The 16,449-nt window shown below is 46.6% G+C and carries 17 protein-coding genes; 13 read left to right on the top strand and 4 right to left on the bottom strand.

The genetic code is table 11. The annotated features are described in order from the left end of the window. Positions 1-109 precede the first annotated feature (109 nt). From VR7878_RS12010 to VR7878_RS12025, 4 genes are all read right to left on the bottom strand, one after another. Positions 110-322: a YheU family protein gene (locus VR7878_RS12010; RefSeq protein WP_077336331.1), complete on the bottom strand. Its 213-nt coding sequence runs from the start codon at positions 320-322 to the stop codon at positions 110-112. A gap of 204 nt (positions 323-526) precedes the next feature. Beyond that, positions 527-1,534, bottom strand: coding sequence for a hydrolase (locus VR7878_RS12015; protein ID WP_077336333.1), 1,008 nt, complete (start codon positions 1,532-1,534; stop codon positions 527-529). 34 nt (positions 1,535-1,568) lie between these two features. Further along, positions 1,569-2,051 (bottom strand): TIGR02444 family protein, encoded by a 483-nt coding sequence (locus tag VR7878_RS12020; protein WP_077336334.1) that lies wholly within the window; start codon positions 2,049-2,051, stop codon positions 1,569-1,571. Continuing rightward, positions 2,048-3,970, bottom strand: a complete 1,923-nt coding sequence (locus tag VR7878_RS12025) for an ABC transporter ATP-binding protein (protein ID WP_077336335.1) — start codon at positions 3,968-3,970, stop codon at positions 2,048-2,050. The genes VR7878_RS12020 and VR7878_RS12025 overlap by 4 nt, the downstream gene beginning before the upstream one ends. A 272-nt stretch (positions 3,971-4,242) precedes the next feature. On the opposite strand from VR7878_RS12025, the gene kefG reads away from it, so the two are divergent. The 13 genes from kefG to rplW all read left to right on the top strand — a co-directional run bounded on the left by kefG (position 4,243) and on the right by rplW (position 16,449). Then, complete coding sequence (kefG, locus tag VR7878_RS12030; RefSeq protein WP_077336336.1) at positions 4,243-4,824, top strand: glutathione-regulated potassium-efflux system ancillary protein KefG; 582 nt, start codon at positions 4,243-4,245, stop codon at positions 4,822-4,824. Next, entirely contained in the window at positions 4,825-6,630 is a 1,806-nt protein-coding gene (gene kefB, locus VR7878_RS12035) for a glutathione-regulated potassium-efflux system protein KefB (protein WP_077336337.1), read from the top strand. It abuts the gene before it with no gap. 3 nt (positions 6,631-6,633) lie between these two features. Continuing rightward, positions 6,634-6,834 carry a YheV family putative zinc ribbon protein gene (locus VR7878_RS12040; RefSeq protein WP_077336338.1) on the top strand — a complete coding sequence of 67 codons (201 nt, stop codon included), beginning with the start codon at positions 6,634-6,636 and terminating at the stop codon, positions 6,832-6,834. Positions 6,835-6,955: 121 nt separating this feature from the next. Continuing rightward, positions 6,956-7,489: a peptidylprolyl isomerase gene (gene slyD / locus VR7878_RS12045; RefSeq protein ID WP_077336339.1), complete on the top strand. Its 534-nt coding sequence runs from the start codon at positions 6,956-6,958 to the stop codon at positions 7,487-7,489. Between the two features lie 84 nt (positions 7,490-7,573). Beyond that, positions 7,574-8,518 (top strand): isoaspartyl peptidase/L-asparaginase family protein, encoded by a 945-nt coding sequence (locus VR7878_RS12050; RefSeq protein ID WP_077336424.1) that lies wholly within the window; start codon positions 7,574-7,576, stop codon positions 8,516-8,518. A gap of 147 nt (positions 8,519-8,665) precedes the next feature. Beyond that, positions 8,666-9,967: an adenylosuccinate synthase gene (locus tag VR7878_RS12055; RefSeq protein WP_077336340.1), complete on the top strand. Its 1,302-nt coding sequence runs from the start codon at positions 8,666-8,668 to the stop codon at positions 9,965-9,967. 200 nt (positions 9,968-10,167) lie between these two features. Continuing rightward, on the top strand, positions 10,168-10,803 hold the full coding sequence (gene motX, locus VR7878_RS12060) for a flagellar protein MotX (protein ID WP_077336346.1): 636 nt from the start codon (positions 10,168-10,170) through the stop codon (positions 10,801-10,803). 197 nt (positions 10,804-11,000) lie between these two features. After that, on the top strand, positions 11,001-13,445 hold the full coding sequence (gene rnr / locus VR7878_RS12065; RefSeq protein WP_077336348.1) for a ribonuclease R: 2,445 nt from the start codon (positions 11,001-11,003) through the stop codon (positions 13,443-13,445). 10 nt (positions 13,446-13,455) lie between these two features. Then, positions 13,456-14,196, top strand: coding sequence for a 23S rRNA (guanosine(2251)-2'-O)-methyltransferase RlmB (gene rlmB / locus VR7878_RS12070; RefSeq protein WP_077336350.1), 741 nt, complete (start codon positions 13,456-13,458; stop codon positions 14,194-14,196). A gap of 379 nt (positions 14,197-14,575) precedes the next feature. Further along, the gene (gene rpsJ / locus VR7878_RS12075) at positions 14,576-14,887 is read left to right on the top strand and encodes a 30S ribosomal protein S10 (RefSeq protein WP_001181007.1); all 312 of its coding nucleotides are present in this window, start codon (positions 14,576-14,578) and stop codon (positions 14,885-14,887) included. Between the two features lie 14 nt (positions 14,888-14,901). Beyond that, positions 14,902-15,531 (top strand): 50S ribosomal protein L3, encoded by a 630-nt coding sequence (gene rplC, locus VR7878_RS12080; RefSeq protein WP_038179124.1) that lies wholly within the window; start codon positions 14,902-14,904, stop codon positions 15,529-15,531. A gap of 16 nt (positions 15,532-15,547) precedes the next feature. Beyond that, positions 15,548-16,150: a 50S ribosomal protein L4 gene (gene rplD / locus VR7878_RS12085; RefSeq protein WP_077336351.1), complete on the top strand. Its 603-nt coding sequence runs from the start codon at positions 15,548-15,550 to the stop codon at positions 16,148-16,150. Then, positions 16,147-16,449 carry a 50S ribosomal protein L23 gene (gene rplW, locus VR7878_RS12090; protein WP_021019645.1) on the top strand — a complete coding sequence of 101 codons (303 nt, stop codon included), beginning with the start codon at positions 16,147-16,149 and terminating at the stop codon, positions 16,447-16,449. Before rplD ends, rplW begins: the two co-directional genes overlap by 4 nt.

Genomic DNA, 16,449 nt, shown 5'->3' on the forward strand with positions numbered 1-16,449 from the left:
GTCTTATCATTCCTTGTCGTGCACTCAATCAACCGATTCCCCGGAGAAAACCGAGAAATCGATTTCACTATATCATGGAAATTAGTGCTGTCATCGGACAATTCATGAATTAACGATATCTGTTTTGTTGAATATCTACAGATTCGTGAAGCTCGGAATACACGATAACTGCTTCTCCGGATTGAATCTGTTGTTTGACCTGAGCGACCTTCTCTTCAAGAGAAATTTCATGCTCACCGTAGTCGGTTCCTTCCCGGAAAATAAATTCTCGGATCAGGTTGTCGAGTGTGTCCGGTTCGAGTGTTTGCCAAGGAATAATCATAATGATGACCTTCTATACGATCACTCTGGGATGAATGAATTGCGTGTATATTAGCGGATTTTGCACGATGTTGCTCAATAATCATGATTTGTCACGCAAACATAGAGCATGTTTGAGGTGTGGTTATGGTCATGGTTATGCTTATGGAGACGAGATGAACACTCATCCGCTCGATGAGTGTTCTCAATCGTTGTTGGGTCAGGTTTAATTGTTGTTGGGTGACGAGTTGGGTGACTGTGCCCGATAATAGCGGGGCAGAGCCTCTTCTAGCCAGAAACGTGGTTTGGAGATGGTGCCACTCAAAAAGCCGACATGCCCGCCGTGTTGCAGTAATTGATAATCTATCGTTTTTGGTAATGGCCGGGTCGGAATGACGGCATCGGTCATGAATGGATCGTCTTGTGCGTGTAAAATCAGCGTTGGCAGACGGATTTGCCCGAGTTTAGAGATCGCTGAACAGCGTTGATAGTAGTCCTGTGCGTTGTTAAATCCGTGCAGGGGAGCCGTAATCAGATCATCGAATTGCTGCAATGTTTTCAACTGCCTGATCGAAGGTTGTGAAAGAGGAATCGCTTGTTGCAGCGTTTCGAATTTACGATAGGCATTTTGCTTGAGTGACCGGAGCAGGTAAGCCTGATAGATGCGTGAGAAACCACGATTAATCCGGCCTGAGCTGTCACTTAAGTCAAAAGGCGCAGAGATTATCGTGGCATTATCAACCAGCGGATCGTCAGCAAATTCAACCAAATAATTTGCCAGCATGTTACCGCCAAGCGAGACACCGGTGACCATTTTATAATTTGACGGGAAACGTTGCTGAATGTGCGTCAGAAAATGGCGTGGATCGCTGGTTTCACCAGAATGATAAGCACGCGCCTGCCGGTTTGGCTGACCGTCACATCCACGAAAATGCATCATGACGCTCAGCCAGCCTTGCTGCGCGAAAGCGTGCATCAAACCGTTGGCATAGGGGCTATGAAAGCTTCCCTCAAGACCATGAAAGAGAATAAACAGAGGTTTTGTCTGCACATCGGGTTGATTGGGATCTTCACTCCAGGCCAGACTCAAAACGTCATCATCCGGTGTGGTCAGGGTTTCCCAATGTGGTGAAAATAAAGGATGGCGCCGAGCCCATCTGGGTAACAGTGTCTGAATATGTGGTGCTGCAGCGCCTGACGCAGGCTGAAATGGTAGTAGTGTGGTCTTATTCATGGTTTGTGGGGTATTTCTCACCGCGCTGTTTCCCTTATTTTTTGACTGGTGTGGTTGAAAATGACGCGGGTTTCGCAAAGATCTTGGCAAGATGATCGGCTGTCAGCGCTTTGCAGTAACGCTGGGTCATTAATTGTGAGCCGCTGGGCTGCAACTTGAGCTGATTAATACAATCCACCAAATCGGATTGTTGCTGTTTTTCCAGTTGTAGCTCAAATTGAAGTGATTCACGATAGAGCGTATCCGGCAGATGTGTTTTGAGTTTTCTGCGTAACTCTCGATAGCTATTGAGCAGCCCTTCAGTGGCACTGATACAGGTCATCACACGATGCCAGTCTTGTGGCCCGATGCTGAGCTGCTGTTCATCGAGCCATTTCAAAAGCAAAAGTAAATTGACGTTACCGTGGTAGTTGTTTTGGAGGCTGAGACAGGCTTCTTTGACTTCCCGGACACTGTAATATTGCAAACTAAATTGCCAGAGTCGTTCCAGTGTCAGGGAAATCGGTGTCTGAATCATAAAGTGTTGAACTCCTGTTCCATTTGTTCTAGCTGCTCTTGGTATTCCATCCATTGAGACTCAAGTTCCTCAAGTTCAGATTTACTTTGAGCCTGAAGCGCCAGCACCTGAGTAAGTTTAGCTTTATTCTCTGCATCATACAGGGAAGAATCGCTTAATTGTTGCTCGGTATCGTTGAGGGTTAGCTGTAATTTATCGATCTGCTGCTCTAATTGTGTCAGTTTTTTGCGAATTGGTGCCGTTTGCTGACGGAGTTCTGCTGCTTTACGTTTCTGTTCTTTTTTCGCTGCGGCACTGAATTGACTGTCTTTCGTTGTGGTTTGCTCTTTCTTGTCCTGCTTTTGTTGTTTTTGCTGTTCGGTGAGCCAACGGTAATAATCATTCAGATCGCCATCGAATGTGGCCACTTTGGCGTCGTGAACCAGATAAAAATCATCGGTGGTGGCCCGAAGCAGATAGCGGTCATGGCTGACAATCACCATCGCCCCTTCGTAAGTCTGCAAGGCGAGTGTCAGTGCCTGACGCATATCGAGATCAAGGTGGTTGGTCGGTTCATCCAGTAGCAGTAGGTTCGGTTTTTGCCAGACGATCAATGCCAAGACGAGTCGCGCTTTTTCGCCACCGGAGAAGGGGGCGACCTTTTCCAGAGCTTTATCACCTTGGAAGCCGAAACTACCGAGATAGTCCCGTAATTGTTGTTCGGTATGATGCGGTGCGATTTGCATTAAATGCTGCAAAGGGGTTTCTTCTGGATGAAGCGTTTCCAACTGATGCTGGGCAAAATAACCGATTTTGACGCCTTGGGAATAAGTGAGCTGACCACTTTGCGGTTGTAGATCACCTGAAAGTAATTTGATGAGCGTTGATTTCCCGGCACCATTACGACCCAGCAAACCGATCCGGCTGCCGGGCACCAGATTCAATTTAATCTGGTTGAGAATGGCAACCTGATCGTATCCGGCCGCGACTTCATCCATCATCAGTATCGGATTCGGCAGCGCTGCCGGCTCTCTGAATTCAAAACTAAATGGATTGTCCAATTGCGCGGGCAGCACTTTTTCCATCCGTTCCAGCGCTTTAATCCGACTTTGCGCCTGACGCGCTTTGGAGGCTTTATAACGAAAACGGTCGATATAGCTTTGCATATGAGAAATTTGCTTTTGCTGTTTCTGATACATCGCCTGCTGAAGAACCAGTTTTTCTGCTCTTTGATTTTCGAATGACGAATAATTACCGGTGTACTCGTTGAGTTGTTGATTTTCGATATGAATCACTCTGCCGACAATCGGGTCGAGAAAATCTCGGTCATGAGAAATCAAGATCAGAGTGCCGGGATAACTCTGGAGCCATCGTTCCAGCCACATGACGGCATCCAGATCCAAGTGGTTGGTTGGCTCATCGAGCAGTAATAGGTCAGAACGGCATAGCAGTGCCTGAGCCAGATTCAGACGCATCCGCCAGCCACCTGAAAATTGCGTCAAATGCCATTGCATCTGTTCTTGACTGAACCCGAGACCATCGAGCAATTCAGCCGCCCGGGCCCGGATACTGTAGCCACCGATCGTTTCAATATGACCATGCAGTTCTGCGACCCGTGTTCCTTCTTCACGTTGCTCAGCTTGCTGCAACTGTTTTTCCAGTAAACGATATTCCCGATCACCATCAATGACATATTCAATGGCACTACGCTCGAGCGCCGGTGTCTCTTGCGCGACCCAGGCTAACTCCCACTGGGCTGGCATATTGAATGAACCGGCATCAACGCTGAGTTCATCCTTGAGCAGTGCAAATAGGGTTGACTTACCACAGCCGTTTTTACCGACCAGACCTACTTTGTCTCCCGGATGAATTGTCGCAGATGTTTGTTCTAACAGCGGTTTTCCGCCGCGCAATAACTGAATATCAGAAAAGGTAATCATAAAAACTTATCAGGTTGAAACGAACTGCCCGAAATAGTAGGTGGATTGGTGACAAATGTCGATGATTAGGCGTGTGTGATTGTCAGCGCTTTGGTCAGGGAGCCAACTGATGAGAGAGCCGTGTCTGCATATTTGACATCTGAATTGTCTGTTATTTGAGTTGGTATGGTTCAGCAACGTAAATAATTATTACAGAAATCTGGGGAAGATCCGTACGGAGTGGTTACAATACGTTATGATTCAGGTAAATAGACAGAGGAGTGAAGTTAGTCATGGCAGATACGGTTCCGCTTCCCAAGTGCCCCAAAGTGTTGGTGATCTTTGCTCATCCGGAGCCACAGAGCTCGATTGTGAATCAGATATTGATTAAAGCGATTGAGTCGCTGGAGAATGTCACCATCCATGATCTTTATGCAACCTACCCGGATTTTTTTATTGATGTTGATGCTGAGCAAAGTCTGTTGATGGCACATGATGTGATTGTTTTCCAGCATCCGCTCTATATGTATTCTTGTCCCGCATTGTTAAAAGAATGGTTGGATCGGGTCTTATGCAAAGATTTTGCATTCGGGTCTCAGTGCGCATTGGCCGGTAAAATCTGGCGCAGTGTGATCACCACCGGCGGCAAAAAGACTGCTTTTGGTCATAAGGGATATAACAAGTATCCGTTGGATGAAATTCTACAGCCGTTTGAGTTGGTTGCCTCTCTTTGCCGTATGTCATGGTGTGAGCCATTGATCTTATACTGGTCGCGTAATGTCACTGAAACTGCAAGATACCAACATGCTGATTCTTATCGTCAGTGGCTGAGTGCCCCCGAGATAGTCGGTACTCACAATTCAGAGGAGCAATAAATGGCAGCATTGACGAATGATTTTTTACAAAGTGGTGCTGTATTTCTGACAGCAGCAGCCATCGCTGTGCCGTTAGCCCAGCGTGCGGGCCTCGGGTCGGTATTAGGATATCTGTTGGCCGGGGTTGCAATCGGCCCCTGGGGGCTGGGATTAATCAGCGATGTTGAGGCGATTCTGCATTTTGCAGAGTTCGGTGTGGTTTTATTGCTGTTTGTGATTGGGCTTGAACTGAATCCACGCAAGCTTTGGCAGATGAAATCGCCGATTCTGGGGCTTGGCGGTGCTCAGGTTGTGGTAACCAGTGCCGTATTAGCCAGCCTGATCCATTTTTTTGTCGGTAGCTGGCAGGTCAGTCTGGTGATGGGGATGGGGCTCGCTCTTTCTTCGACAGCAATTGCTTTGCGAGTCATCGAAGAGCAAGAACTGGAGCGCAGTGAAACCGGGCAATCTGGTTTTGCGGTATTGTTATTTCAGGATATTGCCGTGATCCCTATGCTGGCGCTGTTACCGGTATTAGCCGGGAATTCAGCCGGAGAGTGGATTGATGCTCTCTGGATGCTTTGTGGTATTGTCGGATTGCTGGTCGGCGGCCATTTTCTGTTGAGCCCGTTATTTCGCTATATCGTGATGAGTGGCGTCCGGGAGTTATTCACTGTAGCAGCATTACTGTTAGTGATTGGGATTGCGTTACTGATGCAATCTTTAGGTCTTTCAATGGCATTAGGGACTTTTCTTGCCGGTGTGTTATTGGCGGAGAGTGAGTTTCGCCATGAACTGGAAGTCTCTATCGAGCCATTTAAAGGGCTATTACTCGGGCTATTCTTTATTGCGATTGGTATGGCCGTTGACTTAGGACTGCTACTCAAAAGTCCGTTACAGATTCTGGCTGCCGTCACATTACTGGTATTGATTAAAGGCGGGATTCTCTATTTACTGGCGCGACTGTTCGGAACGCGTGCAAAAGCCCGGAGCAGTATGGCGGCCATTTTGAGTCAGGGGGGAGAGTTTGCCTTTGTTATCTTCACCGCTGCGCAGTCTGAGGGGTTACTGCAAGCGGATCAGACGTCCTTTTTACTGGTAGTCGTCAGTTTATCGATGGTGACAACACCACTGTTGCTCAGCATTCAGAAACGTTGGTTTGCCCGGGAGTTTAACTCTGCGGATGACTTAACGGTTGATGTCGAAAATAATGATCCGAGAGTCATTATTGCCGGGTTCGGGCGGTTTGGACAGATAGTGGGACGTTTGCTGTTTGCCAATAAAATCAAAGTGACTATTCTTGAAAGTGATGCGAGTCAAATCAAACTGTTGCGCAAATATGGCTATCAGGTTTTTTACGGTGATGCGACCAACTTGGAATTACTCCGGGCTGCCGGGGCTGAAGATGCTGAAGCAGTTGTGGTATGTACCGATGATCCGGATGAGGTGATGGCAATTGTGACGTTATGTCAGAATCACTTCCCGAAATTGAAAATTTTAGCGCGGGCGCGCAGCCGGGTTGAAGCTTATCAGTTACTCAACCATGGTGTACCGCACTTCTCGCGGGAAACATTTTTGGGCGCGCTGGATCTGGGGCGGCAAACATTGGTTGAATTAGGGATGCATCCCTATCAGGCAAAACGAGCTGAATCACATTTTTGTCGTTTAGATAATGCAATGCTGGAAGAGCTGTTGCCAATGCATAATGAAGGTAAGCAACTGTCGTTGCGTGCCAAAGAGACCCGGCAAGAGTTGGAAGAAATATTTGGGCGCGAGATGGAGAAAGATCATCAAGCTCGTGATTTTTGGGAAAGAGATCAGGATTGATTTGTGCGAATAAAGAAACGTTTTATTGCCGGAGCCAGTTGTCCGCAGTGTCATACTGCCGATGCTCTTCGCTGGTGGGAAGAGAATCATGTTGAGCATGTCGAATGTGTGGAATGTGATTATACAGAACAGCGAACGCCACGTTCTGTTGAACAAACTTCTCATGCAGAAGAAACGATGATTGGCATTTTTAAACCGGACTAATTGAGGTTTACGAGAGACTTCTTCATAATATTGTTCAGTTCTCCAAGGATTTCGAATCACTTGGACAGATGCAACACGGTCACAATAGGTGACAAAATACACTCGATGCCTTGGAGCGTTTATGAAAATTGAAAAGAATGTTGTGGTGAGTTTAGCGTACCAACTCAAACTGGAAGACGGAGTTGTCGCTGATCAGTCAACCGCTGATGCCCCGCTTGATTACTTGCATGGTCACCACAACCTGATTGTCGGCCTAGAGCGTGAACTTGAAGGTAAAGTTGCTGGTGATAAATTTACCGCAACAGTTGCACCTGAAGACGCATACGGCCAATACAATGATGACTTGGTACAGCGTGTTCCGGCTGATGTTTTTCATGGTGTCGATCAACTCGAAGCGGGAATGCGTTTTCTGGCTGAAACGGATCAAGGCCAAATCCCGGTTGAGATTACCGAAGTTGACGGTGATGAAGTCGTGGTTGATGGTAACCACATGCTGGCCGGTCAAACACTGACGTTTGATGTTGAGGTTGTCGCGGTTCGAGCTGCAACAGAAGAAGAGGTTGCTCATGGACATATTCATCAAGGCGGTGGCTGTGGACATGATCACGGTGAAGAAGGGAGCTGTGACGGCAATGGCGGGTGTGGCTGCCATTAATTGTCCTGATTCGTTTCACTGAATCTAGATGGAAACACCTGCCGTTTTGTGCAGGTGTTTTTTTATGGCCTGACGGGGATATATATGAATAAACCTTTTGCGATTGCAATCCATGGCGGCGCTGGCACGATTTTGCATGCCCAAATGACGGATGAAATACAGCGAGCGATAGAACAGGCGTTGGATCAAGCGGTTTCTCAGAGCCATCAGTTACTGGCGCAAGGTGGGAGTGCTGTCGATGCAGTTGTTTGTGCGGTCAGAATTCTTGAAGACTCTCCTCATTTTAATGCCGGGAAAGGTTCTGTTCTGACAGCGAAAGAAATGGTCGAGATGGATGCAGCCGTGATGAGTGGTGAACATCGACAAGTCGGGTCGGTTGCCGGGGTGCGTCATATCAAAAACCCAGTGCAACTGGCTAAAGATGTGATGCAGCAGAGTGAGCATGTCATGTTAATTGGTGAAGGGGCGGAAGAATTTGCTGCAAAGCTTGGTTATGACTATACCGAGCAGGATTACTTTTTTACCGACAGACGTTACGAGCAACTGTTAGCCATGAAAGCAGAAGGGACGACGGCACTTTCGGAGTCTCGCTATCCCGATGATCATAAATTTGGCACTGTCGGTGCCGTTGCATTGGATCAGGATGGCAACCTTGCTGCTGCAACCAGTACCGGTGGCATCACCAATAAACAGTTTGGGCGAGTCGGGGATTCTCCGATTATCGGTGCCGGGACTTATGCAGAAAATCATAATGTTGCGATATCCGCAACCGGTATGGGAGAAGCCTTTATTCGTTGTTGTGTTGCCAGTGATATTGCTGCACGAATGCGTTACTTACGGGAAGATGTACATACAGCTTGCACTGCGGTCATTCAAGGTGAGGTGAAAAACTTGGGCGGAGAAGGTGGCGTGATTGCAATTGACCGGTCTGGCGAGATTCATTTTGGCATGAACTGTGAGGGTATGTATCGGAGTTGTATCGACATTCATGGCAAAAAACAGATCAAAATTTACGCGGATGAGGTGTAAGTCGACATTTTACGCAAACGATTTCTTTTTGATTCTAAAATCGAACAAAAAGCGTTTTTTTATGAATTTTTTATGCTTAAAAAATGACTGCATCATCCCACATTCGGTGGTAGAATCCATTTTTAACCAGCAATCAGATTTGGAAAGATGGGAAATAACGTTGTCGTACTAGGCACCCAATGGGGTGATGAAGGTAAAGGGAAAATTGTTGATCTGCTTACTGAAGATGCAAAATATGTGGTTCGTTATCAAGGCGGTCACAATGCAGGTCATACTCTGGTCATTGACGGTGAAAAAACCGTTCTTCACTTGATTCCATCCGGTATTCTCCGCGAACACGTCAAATGCATTATCGGAAATGGTGTTGTGCTTTCACCGGATGCACTTTTAAAAGAAATGGAAGCGCTTGAAGCTCGAGGCATTCCTGTTCGCCAACGTCTTTCTATCTCTGAAGCTTGTCCGCTCATTTTGCCTTATCATATTGCTCTGGATCAGGCTCGCGAAGCAGCTCGTGGTACGAAAGCCATCGGTACAACCGGTCGGGGAATCGGGCCTGCTTATGAAGACAAAGTCGCACGTCGTGGTCTGCGTGTCGGAGATTTGTTTGATCGTAGCACTTTTGCCGCTAAGTTACAGGAAGTCATGGAATATCATAACTTCCAGCTCGTCAATTTCTATAAAGCAGAACCAGTGAGTTACGATGAAGTTCTCGAACAGGTCATGGGCTATGCTGACGTATTAACGTCAATGGTTATTGATGTGACAGATGAACTGGATGCCGCTCGCAAACGTGGTGACAAAATCATGTTCGAAGGTGCACAGGGAACGTTGTTGGATATCGACCACGGGACTTATCCGTATGTCACTTCATCAAATACGACCGCTGGTGGTGTTGCTGCCGGTTCTGGTTTTGGCCCGCGTCATCTCGGATATATTCTCGGTATTGCCAAAGCCTATTGTACCCGTGTGGGTGCCGGTCCTTTCCCGACTGAGCTGGATGATGAAATTGGTGAGCATTTGGGGACGAAAGGTCAGGAGTTTGGTGCGACAACCGGACGTAAACGTCGCTGTGGCTGGTTTGATGCGGTTGCGATGCGTCGTGCGATTCAAATCAACTCGATTACCGGCTTCTGTATGACCAAGCTAGATGTTTTAGATGGTTTGAAAGAAATCAAAATCTGTACCGGGTATCAAATGAAGGACGGTTCAATCGCAGAAGTGTCACCAATGGCGGCAGATGCTTATGATCACGTCACACCGATTTATGAAACACTGCCGGGTTGGTCTGAAAGTACCTTTGGTGTTAAGAAGCTTGAAGATTTACCTCAGGCGGCATTGAACTACGTTCAGCGCATAGAAGAATTAACAGGCGTTCCTGTTGATATCATTTCAACCGGCCCGGATCGGAATGAAACGATTATTAAAGTTCATCCGTTCAGTGTTGCGTAAGCCTATACGACTTGATTGTCAGAGCCGGTCTTTAATGACCGGCTTTTTGCTTTTTTGGGGATTGTTATGTACAGTTGTGTTGTGCAAAAAATCAACAACAACTTTCTCCTAAAGTCATTTGTTCGTCTGCCGATACGGTATTTAAGCCCTAGCCAAAGTGGGTGATATTGTTAAGCGATCGTTCAAAAAAGAGTATGTATATGAGGCTACTAAGCGTAGCAGCTTCGTTGTTAATGATGATGTTGAGCGTTTCAGTCAATGCCACTGTCGCTGATGTCGGGCCGCCAGTCCAAATTTATTCCGAAGCTGAGTTAATTCAACTGATCGAACAGAATAAGCATCTGGAGCGAGTGAAAGCTGATAAATGTCAGCTCGTTGAAGATATCGTTGCCCGGGCTACGCGGATCAATTTACCATCGTATGAATTCTTGTATGGCGATATGTTGGCATGGGGCGTGTGTGTCGAACAGGACGCTGAACTGGGTTTATATTATATGGAAGCTGCAGCCAGTCAGGGATTGCCGACAGCGCTTGAGCAGCTAGGTCGCTATTACGCTGAAGGTGTGCTGGTTCAGCAAGATCGTGAACGTGCCATTGTGTATCTGAGAGAAGCTTCCGCAATGGGCAATTTGAAAGCCCGCGTGAAACTGGCTGAGTTGTTACTCCGGGATTATGGCAGTCCACTTGATTATGAAGATGCTTATCGATGGCTCTATCATTCTGTCACGGCTGATACACGTATGCACAAACGTATTGCGATGTTGCGTCAGGGGCTTGAACAGCGGATGCCTGAGAATATTATCGCTCGTGCGAAAATGAGAGAAACGCTGTGGTAGCACACGGTATCGTGATGCGTTCGTTTCTGTTACAATTGATTGAAACTTCCTTAGTTTAACCGCCTGATTTTTGAAGAAATCACAACTTCCCGCTAATATATCTTCAATAAGCTACATTCATGCTTTCTGGATCATCATTTAAACATGGTTGATTCAGAAAGTATTTTAAGAGATTACCTTCTTCCTTAGGACGACTTATGTCTGACACTACTCAAAATGATCCGTTTGCTGATCGTGAAGCAAATAACTATGACAATCCGATTCCCAGCCGCGAGTTTATTTTAGAATTTCTGGCTCAGGCGAATGTTCCGATGAATCGCAATGACCTGTTCGAAGTGCTACACCTTTCAGGTGAAGAGCAATACGAAGGATTACGAAGACGTCTGAGAGCCATGGAAAGAGACGGGCAACTGGTCTTCACGCGCCGCCAATGCTATGCACTGCCGGAAAAACTGGAAATGATTAAAGGATATGTCATTGGTCATAAAGATGGATACGGTTGGCTCAGACCTGAGGGAACTCGGGGTAAAGACGAAGATATCGTACTGCCACATCACCAGATGAGAACACTAATTCATGGAGATTATGTTCTGATTCAACCGAATGGCACCGATAAGCGAGGTCGGAAAGAAGGTCGTCTGGTCAGGATTTTAGAGGAAAGAAACAGCCAGATTGTGGGACGGTTTTTCTTTGAGCATGGCTATTCTTATGTCGTCCCCGATGACTCCCGGATTAGTCATGATATTTTGATTCCCAATGAGGCGCGTGCTGGTGCGCGAATGGGAAATGTTGTCGTAATAGAGATTACGGATCGGGGGAGTCGCTCCCGTGGCATGATGGGACAGGTGGTTGAGGTGCTTGGTGAAAATATGGCACCGGGGATGGAGACCCAGATTGCAATTCGGACACATCAGATTCCTCATGAGTGGCCTGAAGCTGTTGAACAACAAGTGAAGTTGTTTAGTGAACAAGTGCCGGAAGAGGCGAAACAGGGGCGCGTCGATCTGAGAGCATTGCCGCTAGTCACCATTGATGGTGAAGATGCCCGAGATTTTGATGATGCCGTTTATTGTGAAGCGAAAAGCGGTGGTGGCTGGCGTCTCTGGGTGGCGATTGCCGATGTGAGTTATTATGTCAGAACCGACTCTGCACTGGATAAAGAAGCGATTAATCGGGGGAACTCCGTTTACTTTCCGTCTCAGGTTGTGCCAATGCTACCCGAGGTGTTATCAAATGGCCTCTGTTCTCTCAACCCCCAAGTTGATCGGCTTTGTATGGTCTGTGAGATGACAATCTCATCGACGGGAAAACTTTCAGGTTATAAGCATTATGAAGCGGTGATGAATTCACACGCGCGGCTGACCTATAACAAAGTGGCCGCAATTTTAGCCGGTGATGAGGAGCTTCGTCAGCGTTATGAACCGTTAGTCCCCCATCTGGAAGAATTATACCGGATGTATCAGGTTCTGAAAGGTGAGAGAGAAAACCGGGGGGCGATTGAATTTGAAACGGTCGAAACGAAGTTTATTTTTAATGCTCAGCGGAAAATTGAACGGATCGAACCATTAGTCCGTAACGATGCACACAAAATCATCGAAGAATGTATGATTTTGGCGAATATCGCTTCTGCGTCGCTGGTTGAAAAAATGAAAGAGCCCGCCCTATACCGTATTCATGAAACCCCGGGAGAAGAACGGTTGATGGGATTCCGGGATTTTCTCGGAGAACTGGGACTAAACCTGACCGGCGGACTGGCACCGACGCCGACCGATTATGCGCACTTGATGAAACAAGTTGCGAACCGGCCTGATCATGAGTTGATCCAGACGATGTTGCTCCGTTCGATGAAGCAAGCGGTATATAATCCCGATAATTGCGGTCACTTTGGGTTAGCCTTAAAGCGTTATGCCCACTTTACCTCCCCGATTCGGCGTTATCCCGATCTCCTGTTACACCGGGCAATCAAGTACCTGATTGCTAAACAGCAGGGGACGAATCAAGATCGTTGGACGCCAACAGGAGGCTATCACTATTCATTCGATGAGATGGACTATTACGGTGAGCAGTGTTCAATGACGGAGCGGCGAGCCGATGATGCAACACGGGATGTTTCCGATTGGCTGAAATGTGAGTACATGCAGGATCATGTCGGTGAAGTGTTAGATGGCGTGATTGCCAATGTCACTGGTTTTGGATTTTTTGTCCGTCTCACCGAACTACATATTGATGGCTTGGTACATATCTCTAGCTTAGCCAATGATTACTATCAGTATGATCCGATGGGACAACGTCTGATTGGTGAAAGCTTCGGTCTGATTTACCGTTTAGGCGATTCGGTTAAAGTGAAAGTTCAGGCTGTTAATCTGGATGAACGTCATATTGACTTTGAATTAGTCGAGACAAGTCGTAAGCTACGCGGTGAAGGGAAGACAGCCAAGAAACGTGAGGCTGAAGCAAAACAAGGGAAGAAAGGAACATCGCGTCGTCGGGGGAAAGCAACACCGGCTATTGAACCGGTGAAAAATCCTCATGATGGGAATGACCAGAATAATAAGACGGCTAAAAAGAAAAGTAAGTCGGAGAAGGTCCGTAAGAAAAAATCGCGTCAGCGTAAAGCGAAATCAGCCAAAACTGATAAATAATAGGTAACAAATGAGTAATGAATTTGTATATGGCATTCATGCGGTGAGTGCTGTGTTAGAGAAAGCCCCGGATCGTCTGATCGAAGTCTTTGTTTTGAAAGATCGACAAGATAAGCGGCTTCTTCCCATGCTAAATGAGTTGCAGCGGCTTGGCATTTCGATCCAGCAGATGAGTCGTCAGGCACTGGATAAAAAATCTCAAGGTGAGAATCATCAAGGGATGATGGCAAGAGTGAAACCGGCCAAAACCTTGAATGAACATGATCTGGATACGCTTTTAAATACGGTGGAACACCCTCTATTCCTGGTGTTGGATGGCGTGACCGATCCACATAATCTTGGGGCGTGTCTTAGAAACGCAGATGCTGCCGGTGTTACAGCCGTGATTGTTCCCAAAGATAAATCTGCGCCACTGAATGCAACTGTGAGTAAAGTTGCCTGTGGTGCTGCTGAAACAGTACCTTTAGTCCGAGTAACCAATCTGGCCAGAACGATGAAGGCTTTACAGGAGCAGGGGATCTGGTTTGTCGGTACGGCTGGTGAGGCGACTCAGGATATCTTCCAGTCCAAACTGACCGGCCCATTGGCAATCGTTATGGGGGCAGAAGGTGATGGAATGCGTCGCCTGACCAGAGAAACCTGTGATGCATTGGTTAAGATACCAATGTCGGGAAGCGTTTCTAGTTTGAATGTCTCTGTCGCAACTGGGATTTGTCTTTTTGAAGCTGTGAGACAACGTTTATCACGTTAAACTTTCCATCGAATGACAAACTGGCTCTGCATGAGATGGCGGAGCCAGAATTTACCTTCTGTTATTATTTCGATTATTTTTCCATCGCACCTTGCATGTGACGGTTCTATCTGTATAATACCCGTCCACTGGTTAAGCCAGTTGTGAACCAATGAGCAGCAAGGAGCTGATATATCTTATTGATTTATCAGGTAATGTATACTTAGCTTATGTTCGCAGTTAATATAAATTAGCTTAAATAAAGTTGATCTAAATTAGCTGACAATGTTCCCAATTGCGGAACTACGGTTTCACATGAATCAATCGACATTCTCTCACATTTAGTGGGCATGAGTGGCGATATTGTTTGTGTAATTTTTTGAATTTGGAGCTCTGTCTCATGCAGAACCAACGTATCCGAATCCGCCTAAAAGCTTTCGATTACAAATTAATCGACGCTTCTACTGCGGAAATCGTTGAAACAGCAAAGCGTACCGGCGCACAGGTTCGTGGTCCTATTCCACTGCCTACTCGTAAAGAGCGTTTCACTGTTCTTATCTCTCCACACGTCAACAAAGATGCTCGTGACCAGTACGAAATTCGTACTCACAAACGTCTAATCGACATCGTTGAGCCAACAGACAAAACTGTTGACGCTCTGATGCGTCTCGATCTAGCTGCTGGCGTTGATGTACAAATCAGCCTAGGTTAAGGGAGATTAGAAGAATGATTGGTCTAGTCGGACGTAAAGTGGGTATGACCCGCGTGTTTACTGAAGAAGGCGTTTCTATCCCAGTTACAGTTGTTGAGGTTGAAGCGAACCGTGTTGCTCAAGTTAAAACACTTGAGTCTGATGGTTACACTGCAATCCAAGTAACTTCTGGTGCGAAAAAAGCCAACCGTGTATCTAAGCCAGAAGCTGGTCACTTCGCGAAAGCGGGTGTTGACGCTGGCCGCGGTCTTTGGGAATTCCGTTTAGAAAACGGAGAAGAGTTTTCAGTCGGTTCTGAATTGACTGTTGAACTTTTCAATGAAGTAAAAAAAGTAGACGTTACTGGTACATCTAAGGGTAAAGGTTTCCAAGGTGCTGTGAAGCGCTGGAACTTCCGCACTCAAGATATGACTCACGGTAACTCATTGTCGCATCGTGCTCCTGGTTCTATCGGTCAATGTCAGACTCCAGGTCGTGTATTCAAGGGCAAGAAAATGGCAGGTCACATGGGTGCTGAGCGTGTAACGACTCAAAACCTAGAGATCGTACGTGTCGACGCTGAGCGCAACCTGCTTCTGATTAAAGGTGCAGTCCCTGGTGCTATCGGTGGTGACGTGATCGTTAAACCAGCTGTTAAAGCATAACGTCTAGGAGTAAGTAATGGAATTGATGGTTAAAGGTGCTGACGCACTAACTGTTTCCGAAACTACTTTCGGACGTGAGTTCAACGAAGCTCTTGTACATCAGGTGGTTGTTGCTTATGCAGCAGGTGCTCGTCAAGGTACTCGTGCTCAAAAAACACGTTCAGAAGTTTCTGGCGGCGGCGCTAAACCATGGCGTCAAAAAGGTACTGGCCGTGCTCGTGCCGGTACAATCCGTAGCCCAATCTGGCGTACAGGTGGTGTTACTTTTGCTGCGAAACCACAAGATCACAGCCAAAAAGTAAACAAGAAAATGTACCGTGGCGCTATGAAGAGCATTCTTTCTGAGCTGGTACGTCAAGAGCGTTTGATCGTTGTTGATGATTTCTCAGTTGAAGCTCCAAAAACTAAAGAACTGGTAGCTAAGCTTAAAGAACTTGAGCTTAACGATGTACTTATCGTTACTGGTGAAGTAGACGAGAATCTGTTCTTAGCTGCTCGTAACCTTTATAAAGTTGACGTACGTGACGCTTCAGGAATTGACCCTGTTAGCTTGATCGCGTTTGACAAGGTTCTTATGACTGCTTCTGCAGTTAAGCAAGTTGAGGAGATGCTGGCATGATTAGCGAAGAGCGTCTACTAAAAGTTCTGCGTGCTCCGCACATCTCTGAAAAAGCAACTATGGTTGCTGAGAAAGCAAACACTGTTGTTTTCAAAGTAGCGAAAGATGCAACAAAAAAAGAGATTAAAGCAGCCGTAGAAAAGCTATTTGAAGTTGAAGTTGAATCTGTAAATACCCTGATTACTAAGGGTAAGACTAAACGTCAAGGTATGCGCCAAGGCCGTCGTAGTGATGTGAAAAAAGCGTATGTAACTTTGAAAGAAGGTCAGGATCTTGACTTCGTTGGCGGCGCGGAATAA

This window comes from Vibrio ruber DSM 16370 (genome assembly GCF_900163965.1).
Classification (GTDB): domain Bacteria; phylum Pseudomonadota; class Gammaproteobacteria; order Enterobacterales; family Vibrionaceae; genus Vibrio; species Vibrio ruber.

Excerpts from the sequence above, each read along its gene's own strand:
- VR7878_RS12010 (WP_077336331.1), bottom strand. The coding sequence starts at position 322 with ATGATTATTCCTTGGCAAACACTCGAACCGGACACACTCGACAACCTG.
- VR7878_RS12015 (WP_077336333.1), bottom strand. The coding sequence starts at position 1,534 with ATGAATAAGACCACACTACTACCATTTCAGCCTGCGTCAGGCGCTGCA.
- VR7878_RS12020 (WP_077336334.1), bottom strand. The coding sequence starts at position 2,051 with ATGATTCAGACACCGATTTCCCTGACACTGGAACGACTCTGGCAATTT.
- VR7878_RS12025 (WP_077336335.1), bottom strand. The coding sequence starts at position 3,970 with ATGATTACCTTTTCTGATATTCAGTTATTGCGCGGCGGAAAACCGCTG.
- kefG (WP_077336336.1), top strand. The coding sequence starts at position 4,243 with ATGGCAGATACGGTTCCGCTTCCCAAGTGCCCCAAAGTGTTGGTGATC.
- kefB (WP_077336337.1), top strand. The coding sequence starts at position 4,825 with ATGGCAGCATTGACGAATGATTTTTTACAAAGTGGTGCTGTATTTCTG.
- slyD (WP_077336339.1), top strand. The coding sequence starts at position 6,956 with ATGAAAATTGAAAAGAATGTTGTGGTGAGTTTAGCGTACCAACTCAAA.
- VR7878_RS12050 (WP_077336424.1), top strand. The coding sequence starts at position 7,574 with ATGAATAAACCTTTTGCGATTGCAATCCATGGCGGCGCTGGCACGATT.
- VR7878_RS12055 (WP_077336340.1), top strand. The coding sequence starts at position 8,666 with ATGGGAAATAACGTTGTCGTACTAGGCACCCAATGGGGTGATGAAGGT.
- motX (WP_077336346.1), top strand. The coding sequence starts at position 10,168 with ATGAGGCTACTAAGCGTAGCAGCTTCGTTGTTAATGATGATGTTGAGC.
- rnr (WP_077336348.1), top strand. The coding sequence starts at position 11,001 with ATGTCTGACACTACTCAAAATGATCCGTTTGCTGATCGTGAAGCAAAT.
- rlmB (WP_077336350.1), top strand. The coding sequence starts at position 13,456 with ATGAGTAATGAATTTGTATATGGCATTCATGCGGTGAGTGCTGTGTTA.
- rpsJ (WP_001181007.1), top strand. The coding sequence starts at position 14,576 with ATGCAGAACCAACGTATCCGAATCCGCCTAAAAGCTTTCGATTACAAA.
- rplC (WP_038179124.1), top strand. The coding sequence starts at position 14,902 with ATGATTGGTCTAGTCGGACGTAAAGTGGGTATGACCCGCGTGTTTACT.
- rplD (WP_077336351.1), top strand. The coding sequence starts at position 15,548 with ATGGAATTGATGGTTAAAGGTGCTGACGCACTAACTGTTTCCGAAACT.
- rplW (WP_021019645.1), top strand. The coding sequence starts at position 16,147 with ATGATTAGCGAAGAGCGTCTACTAAAAGTTCTGCGTGCTCCGCACATC.